31 protein-coding genes and 1 tRNA gene are annotated in these 26,842 nt (G+C 60.9%); 18 read left to right on the top strand and 14 right to left on the bottom strand.

The genetic code is table 11. The annotated features are described in order from the left end of the window. Window positions 1–85 precede the first annotated feature (85 nt). The 3 genes from HJD22_RS06830 to HJD22_RS06820 all read right to left on the bottom strand — a co-directional run bounded on the left by HJD22_RS06830 (window position 86) and on the right by HJD22_RS06820 (window position 782). Window positions 86–159, bottom strand: a tRNA-Gly gene (locus HJD22_RS06830). A gap of 108 nt (window positions 160–267) precedes the next feature. Continuing rightward, entirely contained in the window at window positions 268–492 is a 225-nt protein-coding gene (locus HJD22_RS06825) for a hypothetical protein (RefSeq protein ID WP_208655029.1), read from the bottom strand. 62 nt (window positions 493–554) lie between these two features. After that, on the bottom strand, window positions 555–782 hold the full coding sequence (locus HJD22_RS06820; RefSeq protein WP_208655030.1) for a hypothetical protein: 228 nt from the start codon (window positions 780–782) through the stop codon (window positions 555–557). 151 nt (window positions 783–933) lie between these two features. Between HJD22_RS06820 and HJD22_RS06815 the strand changes: the two genes are divergently transcribed. After that, entirely contained in the window at window positions 934–1,173 is a 240-nt protein-coding gene (locus HJD22_RS06815) for a hypothetical protein (RefSeq protein WP_208655031.1), read from the top strand. Window positions 1,174–1,259: 86 nt separating this feature from the next. Here the strand turns inward: HJD22_RS06815 and HJD22_RS06810 are convergent, their stop codons facing one another. Next, entirely contained in the window at window positions 1,260–1,463 is a 204-nt protein-coding gene (locus tag HJD22_RS06810) for a hypothetical protein (RefSeq protein ID WP_208655032.1), read from the bottom strand. 317 nt (window positions 1,464–1,780) lie between these two features. Next, the gene (locus HJD22_RS06805; protein ID WP_208655033.1) at window positions 1,781–2,191 is read right to left on the bottom strand and encodes a CBS domain-containing protein; all 411 of its coding nucleotides are present in this window, start codon (window positions 2,189–2,191) and stop codon (window positions 1,781–1,783) included. A 191-nt stretch (window positions 2,192–2,382) separates the two neighbouring features. Between HJD22_RS06805 and HJD22_RS06800 the strand changes: the two genes are divergently transcribed. Continuing rightward, window positions 2,383–2,676: a hypothetical protein gene (locus tag HJD22_RS06800; RefSeq protein WP_340163038.1), complete on the top strand. Its 294-nt coding sequence runs from the start codon at window positions 2,383–2,385 to the stop codon at window positions 2,674–2,676. A 17-nt stretch (window positions 2,677–2,693) separates the two neighbouring features. Here HJD22_RS06800 and HJD22_RS06795 read toward each other — a convergent pair whose 3' ends face one another. After that, entirely contained in the window at window positions 2,694–3,152 is a 459-nt protein-coding gene (locus HJD22_RS06795) for a DUF6314 family protein (protein WP_208657041.1), read from the bottom strand. Between the two features lie 24 nt (window positions 3,153–3,176). Between HJD22_RS06795 and HJD22_RS06790 the strand changes: the two genes are divergently transcribed. The 6 genes from HJD22_RS06790 to HJD22_RS06765 all read left to right on the top strand — a co-directional run bounded on the left by HJD22_RS06790 (window position 3,177) and on the right by HJD22_RS06765 (window position 8,176). Then, a complete protein-coding gene (locus HJD22_RS06790; protein ID WP_208655035.1) occupies window positions 3,177–4,064 on the top strand; it encodes a carboxylate/amino acid/amine transporter in 888 nt (295 codons plus the stop codon). 58 nt (window positions 4,065–4,122) lie between these two features. Further along, the gene (locus HJD22_RS06785) at window positions 4,123–5,001 is read left to right on the top strand and encodes an NAD(+) kinase (protein WP_208655036.1); all 879 of its coding nucleotides are present in this window, start codon (window positions 4,123–4,125) and stop codon (window positions 4,999–5,001) included. Between the two features lie 19 nt (window positions 5,002–5,020). After that, window positions 5,021–6,004 carry a metallophosphoesterase gene (locus HJD22_RS06780; protein ID WP_208656823.1) on the top strand — a complete coding sequence of 328 codons (984 nt, stop codon included), beginning with the start codon at window positions 5,021–5,023 and terminating at the stop codon, window positions 6,002–6,004. Window positions 6,005–6,220: 216 nt separating this feature from the next. Then, a complete protein-coding gene (locus tag HJD22_RS06775) occupies window positions 6,221–7,087 on the top strand; it encodes a rhomboid family intramembrane serine protease (protein WP_208655037.1) in 867 nt (288 codons plus the stop codon). 4 nt (window positions 7,088–7,091) lie between these two features. Further along, entirely contained in the window at window positions 7,092–7,343 is a 252-nt protein-coding gene (locus tag HJD22_RS06770) for a YeaC family protein (protein ID WP_208655038.1), read from the top strand. 38 nt (window positions 7,344–7,381) lie between these two features. Beyond that, window positions 7,382–8,176 carry a DUF2797 domain-containing protein gene (locus HJD22_RS06765; protein WP_208656824.1) on the top strand — a complete coding sequence of 265 codons (795 nt, stop codon included), beginning with the start codon at window positions 7,382–7,384 and terminating at the stop codon, window positions 8,174–8,176. Here the strand turns inward: HJD22_RS06765 and HJD22_RS06760 are convergent. Further along, window positions 8,148–9,683 carry a RimK family protein gene (locus HJD22_RS06760; protein ID WP_208655039.1) on the bottom strand — a complete coding sequence of 512 codons (1,536 nt, stop codon included), beginning with the start codon at window positions 9,681–9,683 and terminating at the stop codon, window positions 8,148–8,150. The two genes, HJD22_RS06765 and HJD22_RS06760, sit on opposite strands and share 29 nt — an antisense overlap. 168 nt (window positions 9,684–9,851) lie before the next feature. On the opposite strand from HJD22_RS06760, the gene HJD22_RS06755 reads away from it, so the two are divergent. Together HJD22_RS06755 and HJD22_RS06750 are read left to right on the top strand one after the other, a co-directional pair. Then, window positions 9,852–10,349: a GNAT family N-acetyltransferase gene (locus tag HJD22_RS06755; protein ID WP_208655040.1), complete on the top strand. Its 498-nt coding sequence runs from the start codon at window positions 9,852–9,854 to the stop codon at window positions 10,347–10,349. 74 nt (window positions 10,350–10,423) lie between these two features. Then, on the top strand, window positions 10,424–10,909 hold the full coding sequence (locus HJD22_RS06750) for a YajQ family cyclic di-GMP-binding protein (protein WP_208655041.1): 486 nt from the start codon (window positions 10,424–10,426) through the stop codon (window positions 10,907–10,909). A gap of 48 nt (window positions 10,910–10,957) precedes the next feature. On the opposite strand, the gene HJD22_RS06745 is transcribed toward HJD22_RS06750, so the two are convergent. The 4 genes from HJD22_RS06745 to HJD22_RS06730 are packed head-to-tail and all read right to left on the bottom strand — an operon-like array spanning window position 10,958 to window position 14,918. Further along, a complete protein-coding gene (locus HJD22_RS06745) occupies window positions 10,958–11,905 on the bottom strand; it encodes a metal ABC transporter permease (protein ID WP_208655042.1) in 948 nt (315 codons plus the stop codon). Next, the gene (locus HJD22_RS06740) at window positions 11,902–13,113 is read right to left on the bottom strand and encodes a metal ABC transporter permease (RefSeq protein WP_217267821.1); all 1,212 of its coding nucleotides are present in this window, start codon (window positions 13,111–13,113) and stop codon (window positions 11,902–11,904) included. Before HJD22_RS06740 ends, HJD22_RS06745 begins: the two co-directional genes overlap by 4 nt. Window positions 13,114–13,116: 3 nt before the next feature. Then, window positions 13,117–13,920 carry a metal ABC transporter ATP-binding protein gene (locus HJD22_RS06735; RefSeq protein ID WP_208655043.1) on the bottom strand — a complete coding sequence of 268 codons (804 nt, stop codon included), beginning with the start codon at window positions 13,918–13,920 and terminating at the stop codon, window positions 13,117–13,119. Beyond that, on the bottom strand, window positions 13,917–14,918 hold the full coding sequence (locus HJD22_RS06730) for a metal ABC transporter solute-binding protein, Zn/Mn family (protein WP_208655044.1): 1,002 nt from the start codon (window positions 14,916–14,918) through the stop codon (window positions 13,917–13,919). Before HJD22_RS06730 ends, HJD22_RS06735 begins: the two co-directional genes overlap by 4 nt. A 281-nt stretch (window positions 14,919–15,199) precedes the next feature. Here HJD22_RS06730 and HJD22_RS06725 point away from each other — a divergent pair, with 281 nt between their 5' ends. Together HJD22_RS06725 and pepN are read left to right on the top strand one after the other, a co-directional pair. Beyond that, window positions 15,200–15,691, top strand: a complete 492-nt coding sequence (locus tag HJD22_RS06725) for a YbaN family protein (protein ID WP_248730144.1) — start codon at window positions 15,200–15,202, stop codon at window positions 15,689–15,691. 87 nt (window positions 15,692–15,778) lie between these two features. Next, window positions 15,779–18,421: an aminopeptidase N gene (pepN, locus tag HJD22_RS06720; RefSeq protein ID WP_208655045.1), complete on the top strand. Its 2,643-nt coding sequence runs from the start codon at window positions 15,779–15,781 to the stop codon at window positions 18,419–18,421. 85 nt (window positions 18,422–18,506) lie between these two features. On the opposite strand, the gene HJD22_RS06715 is transcribed toward pepN, so the two are convergent. After that, window positions 18,507–18,794 (bottom strand): hypothetical protein, encoded by a 288-nt coding sequence (locus HJD22_RS06715; RefSeq protein WP_208655046.1) that lies wholly within the window; start codon window positions 18,792–18,794, stop codon window positions 18,507–18,509. Between the two features lie 114 nt (window positions 18,795–18,908). Here HJD22_RS06715 and HJD22_RS06710 point away from each other — a divergent pair, with 114 nt between their 5' ends. The 5 genes from HJD22_RS06710 (at window position 18,909) to HJD22_RS06690 (ending at window position 23,408) form a co-directional block, all read left to right on the top strand. Then, entirely contained in the window at window positions 18,909–19,601 is a 693-nt protein-coding gene (locus HJD22_RS06710) for an MgtC/SapB family protein (protein WP_208655047.1), read from the top strand. 106 nt (window positions 19,602–19,707) lie between these two features. Continuing rightward, window positions 19,708–20,304, top strand: a complete 597-nt coding sequence (locus HJD22_RS06705) for a LemA family protein (RefSeq protein WP_208655048.1) — start codon at window positions 19,708–19,710, stop codon at window positions 20,302–20,304. Then, complete coding sequence (locus HJD22_RS06700) at window positions 20,305–22,275, top strand: M48 family metallopeptidase (protein WP_208655049.1); 1,971 nt, start codon at window positions 20,305–20,307, stop codon at window positions 22,273–22,275. 84 nt (window positions 22,276–22,359) lie between these two features. Continuing rightward, a complete protein-coding gene (locus HJD22_RS06695) occupies window positions 22,360–22,797 on the top strand; it encodes a nucleoside deaminase (RefSeq protein ID WP_208655050.1) in 438 nt (145 codons plus the stop codon). Window positions 22,798–22,865: 68 nt separating this feature from the next. Continuing rightward, a complete protein-coding gene (locus HJD22_RS06690; RefSeq protein WP_208655051.1) occupies window positions 22,866–23,408 on the top strand; it encodes a hypothetical protein in 543 nt (180 codons plus the stop codon). A 137-nt stretch (window positions 23,409–23,545) separates the two neighbouring features. Here HJD22_RS06690 and HJD22_RS06685 read toward each other — a convergent pair whose 3' ends face one another. Continuing rightward, complete coding sequence (locus HJD22_RS06685) at window positions 23,546–23,752, bottom strand: cold-shock protein (protein WP_208655052.1); 207 nt, start codon at window positions 23,750–23,752, stop codon at window positions 23,546–23,548. 321 nt (window positions 23,753–24,073) lie between these two features. Between HJD22_RS06685 and HJD22_RS06680 the strand changes: the two genes are divergently transcribed. Then, the gene (locus HJD22_RS06680) at window positions 24,074–24,721 is read left to right on the top strand and encodes a LysE family translocator (RefSeq protein WP_208655053.1); all 648 of its coding nucleotides are present in this window, start codon (window positions 24,074–24,076) and stop codon (window positions 24,719–24,721) included. Between the two features lie 67 nt (window positions 24,722–24,788). Here the strand turns inward: HJD22_RS06680 and HJD22_RS06675 are convergent, their stop codons facing one another. Then, on the bottom strand, window positions 24,789–26,642 hold the full coding sequence (locus HJD22_RS06675; protein WP_248730153.1) for a transglycosylase SLT domain-containing protein: 1,854 nt from the start codon (window positions 26,640–26,642) through the stop codon (window positions 24,789–24,791). Between the last annotated feature and the right edge of the window lie 200 nt (window positions 26,643–26,842).

Raw genomic sequence — 26,842 nt, 5'->3', positions numbered from 1 at the left:
CGTGAGACGTCAGAGCATGAGCCCGCACGACTTAGCTGTCGAACAGGGAGAGTTTGCAGCAGGGTGACAGTGATAAGAGAGCGGTTGGAGCGGGTGAAGGGAATCGAACCCTCGTCTTAAGCTTGGGAAGCTTCTGCTCTACCATTGAGCTACACCCGCGATAATAACCATAGTAATTCCAATGGCTTAGCTTTGCAAGCATGACTCGCCCGCGAGTCGCTCATTATGGGTATGTCATTGTTTGTTATTGCTCTGTACTTGCCCAAGTCATGGCTGCTGGTTGAGCAGACGTACCAGCTCGTCTAGCTCCGTCGTCAAGTTGGCATTGCCGCCACTCTCTGCCATTTCCCTCAGCCTGCGCATCACCTCGGTCTTGGGGTCATCGTAGCTGGCGGCGCTCTCCTGGCGTGGTCTTTCCAACGCTTCCAGGCGGGCAAGAATTTCCGTCTGCATGATCAGGCATGCCTTGAGCATCTCATCGGTTGTTGCCATAAGTTTCCCAGTCGATATACATGAGTGGCGGGACACTATCTCAGCGCGCCGCCACTTCTACGCTACTGCTTCAGCGCCGCTTGAATCGCATCGGCAAGTGGTCCTATCTGCTCCCGGTACTGGCTTGGGTGAGTCTCGTTCGATCCACCATGTGCGTGAGCATGCAGTAATGAGAGTGCAGCCCCCACGGCCAGTTCCCGGCGACGTTTGTTGCGAGCCTCTTCGTTGTTCTCGCCTTGCTCCAGATAATGGTAGAACTTGTCGAAGTAAACGCTTGATTCCTCACTCATCTCTAGCTCCCGTCAGCAATGGGTTGAGCCTTACAAGCTTGAGCGTAGTGGAGAGTTGTGGCGCTAGCTAGGCGTCGCTAGCGTGGCTATTCTGGCAAGCTGTGCGTTTCTGCTAGGCTTTTCATGACATACAGCAATCAGGAGGTATGGCATGGATAGCGATTCACTACGAGTAACCTGCACCGCTTGCGGTAACGACGAGATCATTTTGCCTGAGGATGATGCTCAGGAGGTACATTGCGACAACTGTGGCGCCCGGCTAGCCACGGCGGGTGAAATTCGAAGAGCGGTAGGTAACGAAGAGGAGCAGAACGAGGTTCAGGAGGTGGTCGGCAAGATGATGGAAAAGACCTTCGTTTCAAGCAAGCTATATAAAGTGGAGAGAAAGTAGGCAACGGCAGCGCCCATGCGTGGGCCAGCCCCGGTACGCTCGCCGGGGCTGTTTTTCATGATGCGTGATAGCAACGATAGCAATGCTTACTCCACCGCTGGGTCGGCATCGTATCCCCCCTCCTTGGTGGCATTGTCGGAAGAGACCATCTTCTCCCGCACGGCTTCGGCCTTCTCCATGGAGTCGTACAATCCCAGGCTGGTGCCGGTATCGGTGTCGTAAACCTCGTAGCGAGGCTGAGCATCATTCGATTTCTCGACTTCTCTTATCTCGATAGCGTTGTTGAGCATGCTGACCTCGTCGTTAGTAAAGGATATGAATGAATAGTGTGTATTTCAGTGACTCTCGATTGAACAAGGGGTTCCTGCCCGGGCACTGATTACCTGGCAGCTCGGAAGATTCTCTTGTCAATTACCTGTCAACTGCAGCGAAAGAAAAAATTTCAAACACCGGGAATCATTTTTGCTTGTGTGTGGTCATAGAGGTATAAGCGCTTTCGTCTGGCGATAGCAGTCGCGACTCAGGCGCTTATACTAGTCGTTTCGATCTTTGCCGCCACGCCCTTGCGTGGCGGCTTTCTTTTGTCATCGATCCTTGCGCACGTCGGTCAGTTGCGCCGTCGCATGCCAAGCAGGGCGTTTAGCACGTCGCGTCGCGTGACGATACCCACCAGACACTCCTGCTCGAGTACCGGGAAGACCTTGGGCTTGGTGCCCATCATCTCCTGGGCAAGGTCGAATATGCTCTTGTTGGGGGTCACGGAGAGTACCTCCTGGCGCATCAAGTCACGTACCAATGGCGGCTCGTCATCCAGATAGGCGCTTTCCAGTACCTTGCCCAGTACGTCCTGCTCAGAAATGAAACCTATCAAGCGATCGCGCTGATCGACTACCGGAACGCCGGGCAGGCGATGTAACGTCAATCCCGCGATAAGCGCATCGATAGAGGTATTGCCAATGACGCGGTAGCAGTCACGAGACATGATGTCGCGCACGACCGTAGGGGCCTGATTAAGCATGGGCGTCTCCTGTGTCGATTGTTGTTGTCGGGTGTTTGTCGCGGCTAGTGCTTGCCGAGACTATCCTGCATGAATTCAGCATAGTCGAAGTCGGTATCGTCACGGGGAACCTGACCATGTCGGTCAAATCCAATGGATTCGACGATAAGACGATGACGAGCCGACTCAATGCTCACCGAGGGGAGCCCGCTATGGATGCTCGAGAGTACATGGCCAGAAAAGGCCTGGATGGCGGTAAGGATGAGGAAAGGCCCAATACGTTGGAGGAGTTGGCTTGGTCGCGAGCCAGGGGAGCGTCGAGCAAGCGTCCCAAGAGCGGCACGCCGCACGATTGGGAAGATTGGGAGCGGTATCACGAGGAGCTGGCCGCTGGTTCCGAACGGCTCATCCAGAAGATCGATCATCAGGCGCGTCTCGAATTTAAGCCCGAAGGCGACGAGACGCTGAAGTCACCGGCGCTACTCAGGCCGCACAAGTCACCGTGAACGCTTGCCGCTGTGCGCTACTGCTGAGCGTAACGATAGTGAAGATGCTCATCCTTGCGCGGCCCGTCGATTCTCCAGCGCAGTTCGAAGCCCGTTGCTGATGGGGTGAGGCGAGCAGTATAGCGATCCTCGCCGCACTGGTGAGCGTGCCTGGCAAGCCAGTCCCCGCCTGGTGTCTCCTCAAGGTCGAAGAGCCACACTGCATGCTCGGCTCCCCGACGCTCATGAAAGAGTCGCAGGCCTCCCGAGACGAATTCCCACCGATAGGTATTGGTAAAGGCGATCTCCCTCTTGCTGCCCGAGGGACGAAAGTGGCCGCGCTCGTGGAACTTGACGCCATCGGCGAATGGCTCGGTTGTGACGCTGCCTCGACCCTGGCCCGACCAGGCGCATTGCGAGGCCGGTCCCGAGTGGGAGGTGAATTCCACTCGACCTATGCGCGTTATCAGCGACACAAGGTGTATACTCGCAGTCAACTTTTATTCCTTTGGAGGTTTACTGTGGGTTATCTCGTTGGTGTCACTGCTCTCTGGGCGTTCTCATTTTCGCTGATCGGCGTTTATCTCTCCGGGCAGGTCGATAGCTACTTTGCCGTACTGGTACGCATTGGCCTGGCATCGCTGCTGTTCCTGCCGTTTTTGCGCCCACACCTGCTCTCTCACCGCGCCAAGCTGGCGCTGATGGCGATCGGGGCGATCCAGCTGGGCTTGATGTACATCTTCTTCTACCAATCCTTCCTGCTGCTCACGGTGCCCGAGGTACTGCTGTTCACCATTTTCACGCCGCTCTACGTCACCTTGATCGATGACGCCATGGCGGCACGATTCTCGCCATTTTACCTGCTTACGGCGGCGCTCGCCGTAATCGGCGCGGCGGTGATTCGCTACGAAGGGTTGAGCAGCGGCTTTTGGCTGGGCTTTTTAGTCGTACAGGGAGCCAACCTGTGCTTCGCCTTCGGTCAGGTCGCCTACCGCCATCTGGCAGCTACGCTCCCTGCCGAACTGCCTCAGCACAGCGTGTTCGGCTGGTTCTATCTCGGTGCGCTAGGGCTTGCCGTCCTCGCTTTCGCGCTACTCGGCAATCGCGAGATGATGCCGAACACCACCCTGCATTGGAGCGTATTGGGCTGGCTAGGCCTAGTCGCCTCCGGAATCGGTTATTTCCTCTGGAACAAGGGGGCGACCCGGGTCGATGCCGGAGCGCTGGCTATCATGAACAATCTGCTGATTCCCGCCGGGTTGCTGGTCAACCTGGTGATCTGGAACCGCGAGGCCGACCTGGGACGACTGGCGCTTGGAGGCATCGTCATCGTGCTATCACTACTGATCAATGAGTGGTGGGTCAGACGTAACCGGCTGGCCGCGATCCTCACTGGCCGTACCGGTTAGGTTTACCCTGTGGCATGCCGGGCCGCATAATGACTGCCTCGATGGCAGAGGCGACGTCATGACATTCAAGAATATCGGCTTGATCGGGCGGCTGGGCAGCGCCAAGGTGGTGGATACGCTGAGACGGCTGATCCGCTTTCTCGATGCCCATGGCTATCACATCATCATCGAGGATCGCACCGCGACCATTCTGCTCAACCACGGCCACCAGGAGGCCAGTCGCACCATGCTGGGCGACATCTGTGACCTGGTGATCGTGGTGGGCGGTGATGGCAGCCTGCTGGGCGCTGCCCGAGCGCTGTGCCGTAGCGGCACGCCGGTGCTGGGGGTCAATCGCGGCCGCCTGGGATTCCTGACCGACATCTCCCCCAATGAACTCGAAGAGAAGGTCGGTGAGGTATTGGGTGGGCAGTACGAGATAGAGGAGCGCTTCCTGCTCGATGCCGAAGTCTATCGTGGCGAGGAGCTGGTAGGCTGTGCCGACGCCCTGAACGATGTGGTGATGCATCCTGGCAAGGCGGTGCGCATGATCGAATTCGAGCTCTTCATCGATGATCAGTTCGTCTACAGCCAGCGCAGCGATGGATTGATCATCGCCACCCCTACCGGCTCCACCGCCTATGCCCTCTCAGGGGGCGGGCCCATCGTGCATCCGAAGATCGATGCCATCACCCTGGTGCCGATGTTTCCCCACACCCTGTCCAGCCGGCCGATCGTGGTCGATGCCGGTGCGGAGATTCGTATTCATATCGGTGAGACCAACGAGGCCTATCCTCATGTCAGCTGCGACGGCCAGACCAGGGTCGTCTCCAAGCCCGACGACATTCTCTACGTCCGGCGCAAGCCCCAGCGGTTGAAGCTGGTCCATCCGTACGGGCATAACTATTTCGAGGTGTGCCGCAGCAAACTAGGCTGGAGCAGCCGACTGGGAGTGTGATGTGAACGAGGCCCAGAAGATCGAAGGCTACGACCTGATTGGCGATGTGCATGGCTGCGGCGCGACGCTTGCCGCACTGCTTGAAAAGCTCGGCTATCACCAGCGCGGCGGCGTTTACCGGCATCCGAGTCGCAAGGTCATCTTCCTTGGCGACCTGATCGACCGCGGACCGCGCATCCGGCTGGTGGTGACCATCGCCCGACGCATGGTCGAGGCGGGCGAGGCGCAAATCGTCATGGGCAACCATGAGTACAATGCCCTGGCTTACTGCCGGCGCGCAGAGGATGGTGAGGCGGGATGGCTACGCCCCCATACGCCGCGTCATAACCGCATCATCATGGAGACCCTGGAGCAGTACCATGACCACCCCGCTGAGTGGGAGGATACGCTTGCCTGGTTCATGGAGATCCCCCTGTTTCTCGACCTCGGCGAGCTGCGTGTCGTGCATGCGTGCTGGGATCAACCCCTCATCGATGCCTTCCGTCGCCATTATCCCAGTGGCTGCATGGACAGTGCCTTTCTTCAGCAATCCGTCGATGCCGATACTCTGGCGTTTCGGGTGATCGACCGCCTGACACGAGGCAGCCACTTGCGTCTGCCCGGCAATCTGGAGATACACTCCGGTGATGGCTTCACACGCAAGAGCTTTCGCACCCACTTCTGGGCAAGCCAGCCGCGAACCTATGGCGATGTGATCTTCCAGCCTGACAACCTGCCCGGCAATCTCGAACAGCGCATGCTCAGTGACGAAGAGTACGCTCAGCTCAGCTACTACGGGTCGGATCAGCCGCCGTTGTTCATCGGTCACTATTGGTGTGAAGGGATTCCTGCCTTGCCAACCCCCAATATCGCCTGTCTCGACTACAGCGCAGTGAAGTTTGGACGCCTGGTGGCCTATCGCTGGAGCGGCGAGGCGCGTCTCGATGCCAATCGCTTCGTCTGGGTGGAGGTGCCCCGAGAGGAGCAGGCCAGGCCACGGCCATGGGAAATCGACTTCGATTGAGGGAGATACAAAAAGCTACATGTTTTTTTGAGTTCCCCGTGAACTCCCGCTCACTTGAATCATCTGAGTAAGTGTTCCCTTGAACGATCCCTTGCTTTTGATCCGGCGGCCCCCTCCGCCGGATTTTTTCTATGCGGTTTTTTCGACAGCGAGTCCGGTATCATGTGCGCACGCAAACCGTTCGAACCGGGTTGGTGCCGACAGAAGGATGAGTGCATGTACAAGGTGATCAAGCTGCCACGTGATGTCGATACCCGACCGTTGCGTCAGGCGCTATGGGCTCACCGAATCGGTCATCGTTTCACCGAGGACGAAGAGGGCTACACCCTGTGGCTAGCGGATCTCGAGCAGCGCGAGCAGCTGATGCCGCTGATCGAGCGCTGGCAGCGGGGCGAGTCGATCATGCCGACAGGCCATGCCCGGCAGCAGAGCTTGAAGACGGCGTCGATCGCCAGACCCTTCACGCTGGCGCCGGTGACCGCCACCCTGCTGGCTCTGTCACTGGCGGTCTTTGGCTTGATGGCGATCTTCGGCGACATGGTGATCGCCATGCTCGCCATCGTGCCGTTGGGCGTAGCCAATGGCAGCCTGGTGGTCGCCTCCCTGAGCGATGCGCTGATGGCCGGTCATGTGTGGCGCCTCTTCTCTCCGGCGCTGCTGCATTTCGGCTGGATGCACCTGATCTTCAACATGATGTGGCTTTGGTATTTTGGCCGCCAGGTCGAGGCCCTGCAGGGCAGCTGGCGCATGCTGCTGCTGGTCGTACTGAGCGGTGTCGCCGGCAACCTTGCCCAGTACGCGACCGGCACGGTGCTGTTCGGGGGCATGTCCGGCGTCGATTTCGCGCTGCTCGGCTATGTCTGGCTGATGTCCCGGCGTGCCCCGCAAAGCGGTTTCTTCGTGCCCCAGATGCTGGTGGTATTCATGCTGGGCTGGATGGTGTTTACGATGACCGATTTTGCCGCCGCGGTAGGGTTCGGCAACATCGCCAACGAGGCGCACCTGGGCGGGCTGGCCGTTGGCCTTGCCATGGGATGGTATTACAGTGACCGCGCCCGGCGGGGCGGTGACAGCAGAGGATAAAATGATGAGTGACATGACCTTTGACAAGATGGTGCGGCAGATGACCCCGGCCATCTACGATAGCCTCAAGCAGGCCGTCTCCCTGCGCAAGTGGCCGGACGGGCGGCTGTTGACGCCCGAGCAGGTCGAGCTATGCCTGGAGGCCGTCATCAAGTACGAGGCGGAGCATAACGTGGCACCGAAAAGCCGGGTCGGCTATCTCGAGCGCAAGAGTTGCGGCAGCGATAGCGAGGACAGCATCAAGTGGGTGAACTGATCGCACCGCAAGCCACCGTGCGCGGTTGTCTCGAGAAAATGTCCATCGATTGGAGCAGTGGTACGCCGGCGCGCTATACGCTTCGCGCAGGTGATCATCGCGTCGCGCTCAATGAGCGTCTGGGCCATTGGCTCACGCTGGGCTGGACGAGCGCCATTGCATGTGCTCACTGCGGTCGTGCCACGCGCAAGAGCTTTGCCCAAGGGTACTGCTACCCCTGCTTCAAGAAGTTGCCGCAGTGCGATACCTGTATCGTCAAGCCCGAGACCTGCCACTTCCATGAGGGCACCTGTCGCGAGCCGGAGTGGGCGCAGCGTTTCTGTTTCCAGCCGCATGTCGTCTACCTGGCAAACTCGTCCGGTCTCAAGGTGGGGATCACCCGCAAGGACCAGCTGCCGACCCGCTGGCTTGACCAGGGGGCGGTGCAGGCCATGCCAATTCTCGAGGTGCAGACACGCCAGCAGTCGGGATTCGTCGAGATGCTGTTCAAGGAGGAGGTGGCCGACCGTACCAACTGGCGAGCCATGCTCAAGGGTGAAGTCGCTCCGCTGGACCTGGTGGCCGAGCGCAACCGCTTGCTGGCACGGTTCGAAGGCGGGCTTGGCAACTTGCGCCAGCGTTTCGGCAATGATGCGCTACGCATTCTCGATCAGGCGCCGATCGATATCGACTATCCGGTGCTGGCGCACCCGACCAAGATCGTATCGCACAACTTCGACAAACACCCCAAGGTCGAGGGCACCCTGATGGGGCTCAAGGGTCAGTATCTGATGCTCGACAGCGGGGTGATCAACCTGCGCAAGTTCACCGGCTATGAAGTGATGGTGAGCTAGATCGGCTGGGGCCGGTCGCTCCTACCTTGTGGCGTCGGCGGGCTTCCATGCGCTTCAGGAACACCTCCATGATGCGGGCGTAGAGCTTTCGGCCTAGCACGACATCCTCCACGCCAGCATCCACATTGGGATTGTCATTGATCTCGATGACTACCACGCGTTCACCGATCTGCTTGAGATCCACCCCGTAAAGGCCATCGCCGATCAGGCGCGTGGCCTTGAGTGCCGCCTTGACCACGGCCTTGGGCACCTCGCTTGGAGCGTGGGTGCTGAAGCCACCGCTTTTCACCTTGCCCTTGGAGTGGTCGTAGATCTGCCAGTGGCCACGTGCCATGTAGTAGCGGCTGGCAAACAGCACTTCTCCGTCGAGCACGCCGATGCGCCAGTCGAACTCGGTCGGCAGCCACTCCTGCAGCAGCAGCAGCGCTGAGGATTCGAACAGCCGGCTGGCTTCGCTCAGCAGCTGCTGTGTCGACTCGATCTTGACGATGCCTCGCGAAAAGGCGCCATCGGGGATCTTGAGCACCATCGGAAAGGCCAGCCTGACCGCTTTCTCGGAGAGACGTTTGATATCTCCCCGGTTGAGCAGCAGCCCTTCGGGGCTGGGCACGCCTCTGGCGCGCAGCAGTGCATGCAGGTAGACCTTATTGGTACAGCGCAGGATGGAGCGTGGATCGTCGATGACGACCAGCCCCTCATGCTCGGCGCGTTTGGCCATGCGGTATGTGTGATGGTCGAGGCGTGTGGTTTCACGAATAAACAATGCATCGAACTCGGCCAGGCGCCCCTCGTCACGCCGAGTGATCAACGATACGTCGATTCCCAGGCGTCGGCCGGCACGAATGAAGTGCTTGAGCGCACTCCTATTGCTGGGCGGCAGCTCCTCCTTGGGGTCGACAAGGATCGCCAGGTCGAAGCGGTAGCGCTTGCGCGCCTTGGGGGTGCGCCACACTTTGCGCGAATGACGATTGAGCGCGGTGGCGAAGAGATTCTGCTCCTCTGCGCTCAGTGTCGTGAGCTTCAACGGCTTGAGACGTGACAGGCGCCACAGCCCGTGACGGCAGGTGAAGCGCGCGTCGAGTAGCGGGCAGGGCAGGCGTTCGAAGAGCCGCCGGGCCAACTTGGCCAGGGCAGGATGCAGGCATTCGCCGAACAGCACCCGTAGGGTCACGGTGTCGCCGGCCAGCTCGCCACGCTTGGCGAGCTCTTCGAGCAGCGGCGAGAGGCTATCGAGCTGCAGGTCTATCAATGCCTTGCGTGACAGCAGATTGAGCGTCTCCACGCTTGGCAACACCCGCTGGCCACGCGCCTGGGCGAGCAGGGAGACGTAGTAACCGGTTTCCAGATAGTCCACATCCGCGCAGAGGTTGATCACATGCGTGGCCGCCTCATGGTCAGCGGCGAGTTGTTCGTCGGCGAGGAAGTCACTGGCGGTAATCAAGTCTTCCGAGGGGTAGTAGGGGCGCCAGTCGACGGGGCGGTCGACAACGATTCGCAGCGGACACATGTATCGATCCTTGGGATAGGCCGGCATCGAGGCTAGCCGGTGCGGCTAGGATGCCTCCCTGGCTCCGAGGTCACAATACGCAGGGAAGGTGAAATAATTTCATCATTTTAGGCGATGACAAGCGCCGTTGCGACGCTCACAATCCGCGCAAATCATCGGAATTCTGTCATGACCTTCTCGTTGCGCCCGACGCGCCCCTCCGACCTCGATGCACTGCTTCGCTTGGAGATGGCGTGCTTCGATGGCGACCGTTTCAGCCGCCGGCAGCTGGCGCACCTGTTGAGCCGCGCTCACGCCTGCTCATGGGTCGCGGTGGATGACGTAGACACTCCCTGGGGTTACGGCACGCTGCTGCTGCGTCGCAACAGCCAAGTGGCGCGTCTCTACTCCTTCTGCGTGCATCCCGAGGCGCGGGGCGAGGGGCTCGGTCGCCGCTTGCTCGAGCGCCTCGAGGAGGAGGCGAGGCTGCGTGAGCTGTCGCGACTCTCCCTTGAGGTGCGGGCCGACAATCGCGTTGCGTTGGGGCTTTATCGGCGCATGGGGTTTCGCCTGGTGCGTTGGCTTGACGACTACTATGTCGACGGTTGCGCTGCCTGGCAGATGGAGAAGCGCCTCGCTGAGCCGGCCGCGGTGCAGCCGGCGCCGAGGCTTGTGCAGTCTGCCTGACAAGGCGCCAGGCAAGTGCAAAGCGGGTGACGCTGGCTTAGAATTGGGCGCCTATTCTGCCAAGGGTTATTCAGATGCCATCCTTCGATATCGTTTCCGAATTCGACAAGCACGAAGCCAGCAATGCCGTGGATCAGGCCAACCGTGAAGTGCAGACTCGCTTCGACTTCAAGGGCGTCGATACCAGCTTCGCTCTCAACGGTGAAGTGGTGACACTCGAGGCCGATGTCGATTTCCAGCTCAAGCAGATGCTCGACGTGCTGCGCGCGCGGCTGATCGCGCGGGGCATTGATGCACGCTGCATGGACGAGCAGGAGCCGGTACTGTCCGGCGTCAAGGCGCGCCAGGAAGTCAAGCTCAAGCAGGGCCTGGAGCAGCCGGACTGCAAGGCGATCGTCAAGTTGATCAAGGACTCCAAGCTCAAGGTGCAAGCACAGATCCAGGGTGATCAGGTGCGAGTCACTGGCAAGAAGCGTGACGACCTGCAGCAGGTCATGGCGTTGCTCAAGGGCGAGCAGGGGCCGGACCTTCCGGTGCAGTACACCAATTTTCGCGACTGAGCGGCGCTCATGCCCCTTACCAAGACCCGCCTCGGCGGGTCTTGGCGTTTACACCTCCGTGTCGAGTCGCTGGGCGCTCTCCGAGCGCGAACTATCGTGTTGACGGCAGGGCCCGAACAGGCAGGCCAGCAGTAGCAGCAGGCCAGCCACCGAGGCGATCATTCCCGCAGCGCTGAGCGAGGCGTCGATACCCAGCCAGCCGGGCCCGTAGCCGGCCAGAAGATAGCCCAACAGCGATGAGACGATAGCGAATGCCTGGCTCCATGCCACTTGCCTCGGCAGGCTGTTTGTCATCAGACGTGCAGCGGCGGCAGGGCAGATGAACATGGCGATGACGATGATCGAGCCCACCGCTTCGAAAGCGGCAATCGCCGCGATCGCCACCATGGTGACCAGCAGCAGGTCCATGATCACGGGCCGGGCCCGGATACTTGCCGCAAAATGCGGATCGAAGCTGCCGATGACCAGGGCCCGCCAGCTGACGGTCACGAAGGCCACCACAAGCAGCCCGACCCAGGCGACGCGGGACAGCTGGGGTGGAAGATCGGTAAGCGCCTGGCGGTCGAACAATGATGCCCAGCTGGTGCCCTCGAACCAGATGAGGCTCTCGAGGCTGCCATACAGTGCATGCTCGACATCCAGATGCACGCCGCTGGCGCCGTGCCACTCCAGCATCAGCACGCCGAGGGCGAAGATCGAGGTGAAGGCGACGCCCATGGCGGCACTGGGCTCGACGCGACCAAGACGCTTGATCGCCTCGATCATCAGCACGGTGATCAGGGCGGCAGTCGCTGCCCCGAGCATCATGGCCGAGGTGAGCAGCGTGCCGGTGATCAGGAAGCTGGCAACGATCCCCGGCAGCGCGACATGGCTGATGGCATCGCCGATCAGACTTTGACGGCGCAGTACCAGAAAGTTACCGAGAAGCGCGCAGCTCATGGCAATGATCATGGCGATGGTCATCGGCACCAGACTGAGCATGACGAAATCGCTCATGGCGGACTCTCCTGCTGCTTGAGCTGCGACTTGAGCAGCATCACCGTATCCGGGGGCAGGGCATCATTGATCGCCACCAGTCCCTGATGATCAAATTGTGCCGCTTCATCCGGGTAGCGGGCGCGGTAGAGCGCCCAGAGCCGCTCCTCGTGCTGGGCATCCCATGCAGCGGCCAGTCCCGACGATGTGGGGACATGGTCGCGGCGAATGTAGCCCTGGCGGCGCAGGATATCGAGCGTGAGGCTGTCGTAGATCGCTTCCTGCCGGGCCAGTGAGAGCAGCCCCTGGCGCAGGTGAACGCGCCGCCTGAAGCGCCGATGGGCGGCAAACACGGCGACCATGCCGCGACGTGGCGAGAAGAACAGCGACAGGGCGAACAGGCCGAAGGCCATGAGCACGATCAAGGGGCCAGTGGGCAGGCCACTGCGTACGCTGGACAGCGTTACGCCGAGATAGCCTGCCAATGCGCCGCATCCGGCTGCGATGGCCACCATGTGCAGAGGCCTGTCGGTCCAGAAGCGTCCGGTGACGGGGGGGATGATCGTCAAGGCCACGATCAGGATCAGCCCGGTGACCTTGAGCCCGATCACCACCACCGCCAGCAGCATGACCAGCATCAACAGGTCGGTGCGGCGGGCATTGATGCCGCTGGTATAGGCGTACTGAGGATCGAAACACACCATCAGGAAGTCTCGTCGCCAGACGAAGATCGCCAGCAACAGCAGCAGCGCCGAACCACCGATCAGTTGTGCTTCGGCTGCCAGCATGCCAGCGGTCGAGCCGATCAGATAGCCGGTGAGTCCAGCCTGTCCGCCGGTATGCATCGCCTGGATAGCGGTGATGAGCACCACGCCCAGACCGAACAGAGTGGAGAGCACCGCGCCGATGGCCGCATCCTCGCCAAGTCGGGTGCGCTCGCTAATGGCCTGTACCGCCCACAGACCAATGGCGGCGCTGACGGCAGCCCCTATCATCAGGCCGGGCAGCCAGCGGCCATCGCCATAGACGATCGCCATGACAATAAAGGCCGTCGCCAGTCCCGGCAGCGTGGCATGACTGATCGCATCGCTGACCAGCGAGCGCTTGCGCAGCAGAATGAAGCTGCCGATCATCCCGGCACAGGCACCAAGGAGCATCGCGCCGAGCGTCACCAGGCTGGTGTTGTAACCGGCATTGAACGTTAGGGCACGCAGCCAGCTATCGATCATCGCTCAGGCTCGCTGTGACAGGCTGACCGGCGAAGCGATCAGGCGCGCGAGCTGCAGCGCGCCGAGACGGCCGCCATAGGTCTCCTGCAAGGCCTCCTCGGTGAACACCTCGGCCACCGGGCCTGCGGCGATGCGACGCACATTGAGCATCAGCACGTGATCGAAGTAGTCGCGCACGGTGGTGAGGTCATGGTGCACGCAGAGCAGCGTCTTGCCCTGCTCCTTCAATGATTTCAGCACCTCGACGATGGCGCGTTCGGTGGCGGCATCGACGCCGGCGAAGGGCTCGTCAAGAATCGTCAGGTCCGCCGATTGAGCCAGGGCTCGGGCAAGGAAGACGCGCTGCTGCTGTCCGCCGGAAAGCTCGCCGATCTGGCGATCGGCGAACCCCTCCATGCCGACCCGCACCAGACTCTGCATGGCCTGGTCGCGGTGACGCTTGCGTGTCAGCTGCCACCAGTGCAGATCGCGAAACAGGCCCATCAGCACCACATCCAGCACGGTGGCGGGGAAGTCCCAGTCGACGCTGTTTCGCTGGGGAACGTAGGCGATATGGCGAGTCTGAGGCGTATAGGTCTTGCCATAAACACGAACATCGCCCGATAGCCGACGGGTGATGCCCAGTGCTGCCTTGAGCAGCGTCGACTTGCCCGCCCCGTTGGGGCCGACGATCGCCGTCAGGCTGCCCGGCGGCGTGATGAAGTCCACCGAATAGACGACTGGCTTGTTGCCGTAGCTGACCGTGAGCCCATGAATCGCCAGCGGGCTTTCCTGAACCGCCGCATCACCTTGTGGGGTTGGGTTCACTCAGGCTCCCGGGCGCTGCCCAGCTGGCCCTGCATGCCGCCTGCGGGTGCGTCGCCGCCAAGCGCACGGGCGATCAGAGTGACATTATGATCGATCATGCCGATATAGCTTCCTTCGTAGCTGTCCGGATGGCCCATGGCGTCGGAGAAGAGTTCTCCTCCCACCTCCACCTGCCAGCCTTGCGCGGCGGCACCCTCGATCAAGGCACGAATGTTGCGTGCCGAGACCGAGGATTCGACGAAGATGGCGCCGATCCGTCGGCTCACCAGCAGATTCACCAGCGATTCGATCCGTGCCAGGCCCGCTTCGCTCTCGGTGGAGAAACCCTGGATGCCGAGTACCTCGAAATCATAGGCGTCGCCGAAATAGCCGAACGCATCGTGGGCAGTGACCAGGACGCGCGATCCTTCGGGTACGCTTTCCAGCACGTCACGGGCATATTCGTCGAGTGATGCGATGCGAGCAGAGAATGCTTGCGCATTGGTTTGGAACGTGTCGCGATGCTCAGGGCTCAGTTCCATCAAGGCGTCGCGAATCGCCCCGACAACGGATTGCCAGCGTGTGGGATCCATCCAGATATGGGGATCGTGGCGATCAGGATATTCCTCGTCGGCCAGGCGACGCTCCACGGGAAGTGCTTCGCCAACAGTGATGACGGGCTGTCGCGCCCCGAGGCGCTCGAGGAAACCCTCGAGCTGGGCTTCGAGATAGAGGCCGTTCCAGAATACCGCGTCGGCACGGGTCATGAGGGAAATGTCATTGCGCGTTTGACGGTAGAGGTGCGGGTCGACACCCGGCCCCATCAAGCTGCGAACGCTGACATGCTCACCGCCCACTTCACGCAACGTATCGGCGATCATGGCAGTGGTGGCGACCAGGTTGAGCCTTTCGTCGGCTCGCGAAGCGGGGGAGAGAGCCAGCAAAAGCGCTGCCAGCAGTACCCATGCCAGCGGGGCGATCCTACTGAGAGGGGAGATTATGCGTATCGAGGCTTGCATGCGAGGCCTGCATCCTTGTGCATTATCATCGGTCGACGACATGGGGGATAAGCTATGCTGCTAATATAGTTGGTTAATTACTTTACACACTTTGCTGGCATGTAGTCATTGATTCCAGCTAGGTTAACGATAGGCATTGCGCATTTCACTTAGCAACAAGTAGGCGCTTAACGTAAAAGGGCAATGCAGGCTAAGGGGGTGACGTTATTACGAGTCAAGCTGCGGTGGCTGCAGCGATCGTGACTCGCCACATGCGATTCGACAGGACAGGAGGAGGGCCAGTGAACGAACAATACGAGCAGAAACGCTCTGCGGCGTCGCTGCTGGCGTCTATCTGGCAACCGATGAGAAATATCACCTACCTGCTATTCGCCTGGCTGTGCTTTGCGCTTGGCGTGATCGGGGTCTTCGTGCCTCTCATGCCCACTACTTGTTTCATGCTGCTGGCGGTGTGGTCGGCTTCCAGGGGGTCACCGCGCTTTGCGGCATGGATTCGTCGCCATCCCCGCTTCGGCCCGCCGGTGCTCGCCTGGGAGCAAGAGCGTGCCATACCGCGCCATGTCAAACGCCTCGCGGTGGCGATGCTGGCCTTCTCGATGCTGGTCATCGCGCTGGTGGTCAATACGCTTACAGTCAAGCTTGCCTTGATCGTGGGGCTTGGCTTGCTGGGGGTGTGGATCGCCACGCGTCCGGAGCCACGCCAGTCCGCGTCGATCTATTCCCGGTCGGGCGAGTCGGAACTGGGAGAGCCGCGTTTGGTCGAGTCTCGCTGATCATCACGAGGACAATTTGCGGCTTTGAGTCTGCCCCCCGCAGCGCCTTACAATGATCGGTAATCACCGAACAGGAGCGTTCCCGCGATGTCAGCACCGAAGCCGACCTACCTGCACGATTATCAGCCACCGGCCTACCGCGTTACCCACACCGAGCTCAAGTTCGACCTGACGTCCTCCACCACTCTGGTCAGTGCCCGTCTGCATATCGAGCGTCATCCGCAGCGTCGCGATGAGGCTGAGCTTCCGCTGATACTCGATGGCGAACATCTCGCCCTCAAGCACATCGCCATCGACGGCGAGGTCCTGGAGGACACCGAGTACGAGGTCGACGATCGCCACCTGACCATCAAACGTGCGCCATCGCGCTTCCGGCTCGACACGCAAGTCGAGATTGATCCTGCCGCCAATACCGCACTCTCCGGCCTCTACCTCTCCAACGGCATGTTCTGCACTCAGTGCGAAGCCGAAGGGTTTCGGCGCATCACCTACTATCCCGATCGGCCGGATGTCATGTCGACCTTCTCCACCACCGTGATCGGCGACAAGGCGAGCCTGCCGGTACTGCTCTCCAACGGCAACCCGGTGGAGCGCGGCGAGCTCCCCAACGGAAAACACTTCGTGACCTGGGAGGATCCGCACCCCAAGCCCAGCTATCTGTTCGCGCTGGTCGCCGGTGATCTCAAGAAGGTGGAGGATAGTTTCACCACCATGAGCGGCCGTGAGGTGCTGCTGCAGCTATGGGTCGAGGCGGAGAATCTCGACAAGACCGAGCATGCCATGGCGTCGCTTAAACGTGCCATGACATGGGATGAGCAGACCTATGGGCGCGAGTACGATCTCGACCTGTTCATGATCGTTGCGGTCAATGACTTCAACATGGGCGCCATGGAGAACAAGGGCCTCAACATATTCAACTCGGCAGCGGTGCTTACCCATCCGCAGACCGCCACCGATGAGGCCTTCCAGCGTGTCGAGGGGATCGTCGCCCACGAATACTTTCACAACTGGTCGGGCAACCGAGTGACCTGCCGCGACTGGTTCCAGCTGTCGTTGAAGGAGGGCTTCACGGTCTTTCGCGATCAGTGCTTCAGCGCCGATGTCAATTCGGCCGCGGTCAAGCGTATCGAGGATGTCGCATTCTTCCGCACCGCGCAGTTCGCTGAGGATGCCGGCCCCACCGCGCACCCGGTCAGGCCTGATCACTACATCGAGATCGGCAACTTCTACACCCTTACCATCTACGAGAAAGGCTCGGAAGTGGTGCGCATGCTCTGCAATCTGCTTGGGTGGGAAAATTTCCGTCGTGGCAGCGATCTCTACTTCGAGCGTTTCGATGGCCAGGCCGTGACCATCGAGGACTTCGTCGGCTGCATGGGTGAGGTGTCGGGACTGGACCTCTCCCAATTCATGCTCTGGTACTCCCAGGCCGGTACGCCAGAGATCGATGCCAATGGCGAGTATGATTACGCCAAGGGTGAATATCACTTGACGCTTCGCCAACGTACCCCAGCCACGCCCGGTCAGCCCCACAAGAAGCCGCTGTATATCCCGGTGCGTATGGGGTTGGTCGGCACCAAGTCGGGTATGGATCTATCGATGACGCTCGAGGGAGAAAGCCTCGGCAAGGATGCGGTGATCCACCTGCGCGAAGAGGAGCAGCATTTCGTCTTCACCGACATCGCCGAGGCGCCGGTACCCTCGCTGCTGCGCGGCTTCTCGGCGCCGGTCAAGCTGCGCTTCCCCTACGGGCGCGAGGATCTTGCCTTTCTACTGCAGCATGACAGCGATGGCTTCAACCGCTGGGACGCGGGTCAGCGCCTGGCGATGCTGGCGCTCGATGATCTGATCGCCGCCCACCGCAATGGCGTCGAGAAAGTCATGGATGTGCGCGTGATCGATGCCTTCCGTGGCCTGCTCACATCACCTGCCGATGACAAGGCGGTACTTGCCGAGATGCTGATGTTGCCATCGGAGGCCTATATCGCCGAGCAGCAGCCGATGGTGGACGTCGATGCCATTCATGCGGCGCGTCACTTCGTCGAGCAGTCCCTGGTCGTGGCGCTGCGCGACGAATTCATGGCGGTCTATCATGACAATCTGTCGGACGAGCCCTATGCCCCGACGCCTGAGCAGATCGCCGCCCGCCGTTTGAAGAATGTGGCGCTCACCTACCTGATGAGCATCGAGGACGAGGAGGCGCTGACCCTGGCTCAGCGGCAGTTCGAGGCCGGCCACAACATGACCGATGTGCGCATGGCATTGATGCTGCTCACACATAGCTCACGTGGCGAGCTTGCCGAGCCGGCACTCAAACGCTTTGCCGAGAAGTGGGCTCATGACCCGCTGGTCATGGATCAGTGGTTCAGTATTCAGGTGACCCGACCGCAGCCAGATGTGCTCGAGCGGCTCGAATATCTCATGAATCATCCCGCGTTTTCGTTGAAGAATCCCAACAAGGTGCGCGCGCTGATCGGCACCTTCGCCGGGCAGAATCGCGTCAATTTCCACCGCATCGATGGGGCGGGTTATGCGCTTCTGGCCAATGTGGTGATCGAGCTCAACCGTTTGAATCCGGAGATCGCGGCGCGTCTCGTCGCGCCCCTGACGCATTGGCAGCGTTTCGACGAAAAGCGTCAGGACTTGATGAAGACAGCGCTTGAGCGCATCAGTGCAGAGAAGCTCTCGCCCAATGTCTATGAGATCGTGCACAAGTCCCTTGCGCCGTAGCATGCCGCCTGGTTAGTCTTCTTTAACGTCATAAGGCTGCCTATTGGGCGGCCTTATCGATGTGTTTTTTCTTACATGCAATGACTCAACGCATCAGCCAGCTCAGTACCATGAAGCCAAGAAATGCCAGGATCAGAGCGCCGATGATACGTCGCTGAAGCAGGGCACGTACTCCGTGATAAAGCAACCACAGGCCGATCAGCAGCACCACCAGGCTGAACAGGGTGGGATTGATGCCCAACGCTGCACTGAGCCCTTGAACGAAGCTCGCCATCGCGCCGCCGATATTGGCAAAAAAGATCACCAGAAGATCGACGACAAAGTGAATAGCCTCGCCGATACGGGTGCCTATCCAGTTGAAGAACTCTTGCATGTGTCGCCTTTTTCTCGATGTTTACGGACCCAGCCGTTCAATGACTTCTGTCGGAATTCGACCCTGGCACGCTATGATGAGCATTGACGTCATAACGACGCAAGGGAGGATTCGATGTCGTCCGATGAAGTGATGATGGTGTTCTATCTTGGCTCCGCCTGGTTGGCCGGTAGCCTGATCGGTATGGAGCGGAGTTTTCATGGCCGGCCGGCGGGCTTTCGTACTCATGCGCTGGTGTGCCTGGCGTCCGCACTATTGATGATGGTCACCACGCATCAAGGGCAGTGGTTTGGCGCGATGATGCCGACAACGGCGGTCACGACCGACCCCACCCGCATGGCGCAGGGGATCATGACCGGCATCGGCTTTCTCGGCGCAGGGGTGATCTTCAAGGAGGGTCTCACCGTGCGCGGCCTGACCACCGCCGCCTCGATCTGGATGACGGCGGCGCTGGGCATTCTGTACGGCATCGGCTTCCTGTTCCCGGCGATTCTGGTGACCCTCTGTACGCTTGTCACGCTATCGCTGTTTCGCTGGATGGAGGCGCGCATGCCAAGCCAGCACTTTGCCGACCACATGCTCTCTTTCGCCAACGATTCCGTGCTCGATGAGGCGCAGGTGCGCGAGCTGGTCGGCCAACACGGCTTTCGCGTCAAGGCGCTGACCTACCGCCTGGTGCAGCGTGGCACGGTCTATGAATACCATATGACGCTTGAGACACGCGATCGGGACAATATCGGACGCCTTGCCGAGCGCCTGCGCAATGAGGGCGGTGTCCTGGAGTTTCGTCTTGCGCCGCTGGCCTAGTAAGCTATCCACTAAAATAGGTTCTCGTCGTGGCCAGGTGTGCCTCAATTGCCACGGCGGGGCTTGATTCATCACGGCGACTGACGCCAAGAACAGGAAGGGATGCATGGAAATCACAACGATCGTACTCCTGGTGATCGTGGCGGCACTGGTCTTCTACGGCGTCAATATCTACAACTCTCTGGTGTCGCTGCGTAACCGCTATCAGAACGCCTTCGCCCAGATCGAGGTGCAGCTCAAGCGCCGCTACGATCTGATTCCCAACCTGGTGGAGACCGCCAAGGCTTACATGTCCCACGAGCGCGAAACGCTGGAGGCGGTGATACAGGCCCGCAATGGTGCCATGGCCGGCTTGCAGACGGCGGCATCTCAACCGGGAGATCCTAAGGCGATGGCCCAGCTGGCCGGGGCAGAAGGTGCGCTGGGCTCGGCGCTTGGACGTCTCAACGTGGTCATGGAGGCCTACCCCGATCTCAAGGCATCGGCCAATATGCAGCAGCTCAGCGAAACGCTGACCAGCACCGAGAATCGTGTCGCCTTCGCGCGCCAGGCCTTCAACGATGCCGTGATGCAGTACAACACCTATCGCCAGAGCTTTCCGCCGGTGCTGCTGGCGAGCACCTTCGGCCACCGTGAGGATGCCGCACTGCTGGAGTTCGAGGATAGCGCAGCACTTCAGGAAGCACCCAAGGTCTCGTTCTAGATGGCAGGCGGACCGGTCGATTTCTTCGGCGCCCAGGAGCGGGCCAAGCGCTATACCGGCAGGTTGATACTGCTCATGGCACTGGCGTTGATCTCGCTGATCGTCATGGCGAGTCTTGCCGTGTCACTGGTGCTGGTGCTGGCCGATGGCACGACAGGGCAGGGGCAGCAGGCCATCGATGCCGAGACCTTCGCCTCTGCCCTCGATCCGCGCTTGCTTGGCACCACGGCGCTCGCGGTGCTGGCAGTGGTGGTGCTGGGCAGCCTGTTCAAGCACATGCAGCTGCGTGCGGGTGGCCGTGCCGTCGCCGAGGCGATGGGCGGGCGGCTGCTCAACGTCCAGACCCGCGATGCCAACGAGCGCCAGATCCTCAATATCGTCGAGGAGATGGCGCTGGCCTCGGGTACGCCGGTCCCGGCGGTCTACCTGATCGAAGACAACGCGATCAATGCTTTCGCCGCCGGCCATTCGCCCCAGGATGCGGTGATCGGCATGACCCGTGGGGCGATCGAGCTGCTCGATCGCGATGAGCTGCAGGGCGTGGTGGCACATGAATTCAGCCATATCCTCAACGGCGACATGCGACTCAATCTGCGCCTGGTGGCACTGCTTCACGGCTTGCTGCTCATCGGCTTGATTGGTCACATGGTGCTGCGCGGGGGCGCCATGAGTAGCGCGACACGCTCGCGCCGCGACAATTCTCACGCTGTGATGCTGGCGTTGGGTGCCGCGCTGATGGTGGTCGGCTATGTCGGCACGCTCTGCGGCAGCCTGATCAAGGCCGCGGTAAGCCGGCAGCGGGAGTTCCTGGCCGATGCATCGGCGGTACAGTTCACGCGTCAGCCGGAAGGGATCGGTGGGGCGCTGATGAAGATCGCCGCCCATCAACGTGGATCGCAACTTCAGGCTGCCAATGCTTCCGAGTACAGCCACTTTTATTTCAGCCGGGGTGTCTCGGCCAGTGGGCCGATGTCGACCCACCCCCCGCTCGAGACGCGGATACGTCGTGTGCTGCCGAATTGGAATGGTGAGCTGCCCACGCTTGACGACGCATCGCGTGAGGCGCGGCGCACCAGGCGTGAGGAGGCGATACCGGAGACCTCAAGCGGTATCGGCCAGGGCAGTGGACTATCCACCCTGCCGACGAACTCCCGGGCACTGATCGCCTCGGCCCTGGCCACCATCGGAACACTCGACCAGCCTCACCTGGAGCAGGCGCGTGAAACCCTGGCGACTCTCGATGACCGGTTGCTCGAGGCAGCTCACGACCCCTTCTCCGCACGTGCGCTTGCCTACGGCATCATGATGGGACTCGAGCCCGGCAGCCGTGAGCGGCAGTATGCATTGCTTAGGCAGTTTGCCGATCCCACGGTGGTAGCCGCCCTTGGCGATCTCGCCGAGCCCCTTGAGACGCTCGATCCTCGCCACCGCCTGGCATTGCTGGAACTGGCGATGCCGGTGCTCAAGCAGCTCTCAACGTCGCAGTACGCCGTCTTCAAGACCTGCCTTGGCAAGTTGGTCGAGGCGGAGCGTGCCCCCGGTGCCATGCAGTGGGCACTCTACCGCGTATTGATCCAGGGCGTGGAGGGAGGGCAGCAACGCCGGCGTGAGGCGCGCCTGACCGATCTCGAGGCGCCGGTGGCCCTGGTGATCTCGACCATGGCAAGGGCTGGCGGTGTCGATGGAGAGGAGGCAAGGCGTGCCTGCGAAGCGGCTCAGACGGTACTGCCCGAACTCTCCCTGACCTATCAGGAAACGCCGGCAAGCTTCGCCGAACTGGATAGGGCCATGGATCGTCTGTTGCAGAGCCGCCAGGCAGATCGTTCGCGACTGCTCGAGAGCCTCGCGGTGTGCATCGAGCATGACGGGCAGGTGAGCGTGGCGGAGGCCGAGCTGTTCCGGGCCTTGGCGGATATGTTCGAATGTCCCATGCCGCCATTGCTCGCGGAGCACCCGCCGCGGGAGAGCTGAGGCTACACCCCCGGGACCACGCACGTTAAGCTGGTTGCTGTCATGTATCGATTCGCGACCTGTCGCGATGGATGGAGGGGCATTATGGATACTTTCATGCAGGTGGCCATCGACGAGGCGCGTCTCGGTCTTGCCGAAGGAGGCGTGCCGATCGGCTCGGTGCTGGTTCATCGAGGGCGTATCATCGGACGTGGCCACAATCAGCGTCAGCAGCGAGGCAGTGTCGTCCTGCATGGCGAGATGGATGCCTTGGAGAATGCCGGGCGTCAACCGGCCCAGGTGTATCGCGAGTCGGTGCTCTATACCACCCTGTCGCCTTGCCCGATGTGTACCGGTGCAATCCTGCTCTATGGGATACCCCGGGTAGTGATTGGCGAGAATCGCACTTTTCTCGGCGGCGAGACACTGTTGCGTGAGCAGGGGGTAGAGCTTGAAGTGCTCGACGATGGGACGTGTCACGCCCTGATGCAGACCTTTATCGCCCAGTATCCGGAGGTGTGGAACGAAGACATCGGCGAATGACGTTATGATGGTGATGACTAGGGCATGAGAGAAGCGCCTGGACGAAGGTTTTTTAAGGAGAACGATTGATGAGCAACAAGCCCTGGATAGCAGCATCGATGATGCTGGCATTGAGCTTGGGTCTGGCCGGCTGTGGAAATGGTGACGATGAGCCGGCGACACAGGATGTACCTGCACAGGAGCCACCAACACAAGAGGCTCCGGCGCAGGATCCTGCGTCAGATCCGCAGGCCACTCAGCAAGACCCCAGCCTAGAGCAGCCTGCCGGCACCACCGCGGGTGACTCCGGTGTGAACGGAGCGGGTCAGACTCCCATCGGTGCTGACGACGAGGCCGCCACGGCCAACGATTTGCCCGCCGGTACGGCGGATGCACCGGTAGAGCCAGGCGAGCGCGCAGTGCCGGCAGATCCCGACGTGGAAACGCCGCAAACGCGTGAAGACGATGTCCCGGCAACGATCGATGACCAGACCGCGATGCCCGGCGAAACCAGCGATAGCGATATCGATGAATTCCTGCAGGAGACGGAGCGCCGCTTCGAAGAAGCCCAGCGCCAGATCGATGAGCAGTTCGAAGAAGTGGAGTCTCAGGAGCCAGGCGTGGCTAATTGAGGACCAGCTAAAAGGGCCACCCGTTGGGTGGCCCTGTCTTGCCTTTATGTCATACCACTTGCTTGTAGCACTGACTAGTCGAGCCGAGCGTTAGTAAGGCTACGCGGGGCAACTGGCGACGCCAAGGCGGTCAACACTCAGTTTGCGATCTTGATATTGGCCGCCTGAAGACCCTTCTTGCCTTGCGTGACTTCGAAGGTCACCTTCTGGCCATCCTGCAGGGTCTTGAAGCCATCGGCCTGGATTTCAGAGAAGTGAGCAAACAGATCATCACCGCCGTCATCCGGTGAGATGAAGCCGTAGCCCTTGGTATCGTTGAACCACTTGACAGTGCCAGTTGCCATTGTTGATTTCCTTAACGAACTTAATGATGGTGCAGGGCCGCATTGGCTTGGCCAGATGCAATGCCCGTAGTGCGTGGTTAAGCAAAGAAGAAGCCGCACTGGGAGTCTCGAAGGAATCGAACAACAACTGACGACTTTCATCATGCCAACCGACGCAGCGGTGGGTGCATCGTTACCCCCGTTGCCTCAAGATAATGCCGCGAGACTACTGGTTGATGCCCGCCAAATCACTTTAGATGGAAATATCATGCACGTCCAGAATCGGGATTTCGCTTCTTCTGCCCCTTTTCAAGCCTTCGATTTTATCTTCAAGGGGCCTCTATGACGTTCTTCGATGCCTCCTTCTGGCCCTTTCTAGTTGCCATCACCCTGCTGACCATGAGCCCGGGGGTAGATACGCTTCTGGTAATCCGCAATACCGCAAGGGGGGGCTTGCGTGATGGTGTAATCACCAGCCTGGCGATCTGCTGTGGTCTGTTCGTGCATGCCGCGGTGTCGGCGCTGGGAATCTCGCTCATCCTGCTGCAATCGGCGTGGGCCTTCGGGCTACTGAAACTGGCCGGGGCGCTCTATCTGATCTGGCTTGGCGTGCAGAGCCTTGCCAGTGTGAGGCGCGGCGCGGCGTTACCCGTGACTGGGGCTGGCGGCGTGCGACAGCCGGTGGCAATGCATGTACCGCTACGCGAAGGGTTTCTCTCCAACGTCCTCAATCCCAAGACTGTCGTCTTCTACATGGCCTTCCTGCCGCAGTTCATCGCGCCAGAGGATCCGGCACTATTGAAGTCACTGTGGCTAGCGGGCATGCACTTCGTCATCGCCAATATCTGGCAGATCGGCATCGCGGTTATGGTGGGCAGTGCTGGGCCATGGCTCGCCAAGCGCTGGGTATCGCGCAGCCTGGACGGCGCGACCGGGGTGATGATGATCGGCTTCGGCCTCAAGCTGGCCCTCGAGCAGCGCCCCGCCTGATGCGCTCAGAGCGTTGAGGACCATTCATGAGAAAGCCGAACCCGCCGGGGCGGGTTCGGTGGCGTTATCAGTTGCGGGCCAGTAGCGAGGCGTCGTAGCGCACATTGGTTTCATGCGCGCTGAGCATGGCGATCCCGTCGGTGTTGCCGCCATTGGCCAGACTTTCAAAAATCACGCGATAGGCGAGTACCGCCTGAACATAGTCGCGGGTCTCGCGGAACGGGATGCTTTCGACGAATAGGTCGAACTCCTCCGGCGCGTCGCGTAGCCAGCGGTCTACCCGGCCTGGCCCGGCGTTGTAGGCGGCGGCGGCGGCCAGGCGATTGCCCCGATAGCGATCGATCATGTCGCGGATATAGGTGCTGCCAAGTCGAATGTTCATTTCCGGCTCGAGCACGCCGTAGGGGCCGGGATCGCTGATGCCCAGCTGGCGGGCAAGCAGGGTGGCCGTGCCCGGCATCAGCTGCATCAGGCCACGCGCGCCTGCTGGCGAGAGGGCTTCGGTGTTGTAGGCACTCTCGCGCCTGGCGATCCCCATCAGCAGGTAGGGATCGACTCCGGTAGACTCGCCCCAGCGCATGAAGCTCTCACGGTAGGCCTCGGGAAACCGCCAGTCGAGAGCATCCCACATGCGCCCGGTGATCGTGGTCTGCACCAGCTTGGCATACCAGCCCTGACGCTGGGCGTAGTCGGCCAGCGCGCGCGCCTGCTCTTCGTTGGCTCGCTCGATGGCGCTATACCATTCGCTATTGGCAAGCCCCTGCTCGCCGATGCGCATCAGCGCATGGGTACGCTGTACCACCGGCCATTGGGCGACCTCGCTGCGATACTCCTCATTGAAGGAGGCACGCTCCAGGCCCAGCGAATAGGGCTGTCCGAGCCGGTCTGATGCGGCGAAGCCGAAGAAGTTTCGCCCTTGCGCAGCGCGGGCATAGGCCTGATTGGCAGCGATGCTATCGCCCTGGATTTCCTTGGCGCGCGCCAGCCAGTATTGCCAACGGCTATCGAGGCGGGTCTCCTCGGGCATCATCTCGATCCAGCCGATGGCTCCGGACCAGTCACGGCTGGCCAGCGCATTGCGCACGCGCAGCTCGAGCAGGCTGCCGGATGCCAGCCGCGGCAGGACGTCATCGACCCAGGCGAGGTTGTGAGTGACGTTACGGACCATGGAGTAGAACGCCAGATCATGCTCGATCTCCTGGCGATGGTGCGATTCGATCGGAATATGCGCGGCAATCTTGCGCCACGCCTCCAGCGCCGCTTCGGTATCGGCGCGGGTGAAGCCATGCATGGCGGCGGCGAAGAGCGGTCCGCTTCCGGCGCCATTGGGGCCGATGTGGGTCGGAACCCGGGTGATGGCGGCGTAATCCCTGCTCAGCACTTCCACGGCGTCTCGCGCGCCTTGCCAGTCGCTGCCGAGCTGGCGACCAAGAAAGCTCATTAGCCCGCTTTCGCCACTCTGCCAGGCCAGCATCTTGCGCTCCCAGATATCGTCGGCGGTAATCCCGCCATTGGCGCGCAGCCTCGAAAACAGCGGGTCGCAAGCGGAGGACTGGGAGTGGCCGACAAGCCATAGATCGCGTCCCCCTTGCACTGCGGTGGCAGGGTCCCTGTCGTGCAGGGCCGTATAGTAGTAGCACTGCCGCTCCCCCCCGGCGGGAGGACCATCACTGACCGCCAGTAGATCGCTGTAGCGACCGGCCTGGCCATACTGCGACTGCGCTTGACCGCGCATCCACTCGGCGAGAGGAGAGTCGGCATGACGCGCCATGAAGTCGAGTACCTGATTGGGCTCGACATGCGGCAGCTGATGGCGCAGCCGATGATACTCGATGTAGCCGGCGAGAATGTGTCCGTCGACGGCGCTCTGGTCGATGCGCGACCACTGCTGGCTGCGGGCGGCTTCCAGCGCCTCGCGCATGGCACGATCGTCGGCGAACAGGGGCAATGACACGCTCAATGTCAGGGTGGTAACCAGGGTGCTCAAACCCCTGACCAGGCTCTTGTGATGCATGGCGACACGCCTCTAGCTTGCAGAATAAGACAGGCCCCATCCTCGCCCATGACAGGCTCGCTGAGTAGTGTCGTTTGGTTGCGACAACCAACGCGCCAGTAGCGGCA

This window comes from Halomonas sp. TA22 (assembly GCF_013009075.1).
GTDB lineage: Bacteria > Pseudomonadota > Gammaproteobacteria > Pseudomonadales > Halomonadaceae > TA22.
The sequence above is the reverse complement of the archived record's forward strand: the minus strand, read 5'-3'. Positions and strand labels throughout refer to the sequence as shown.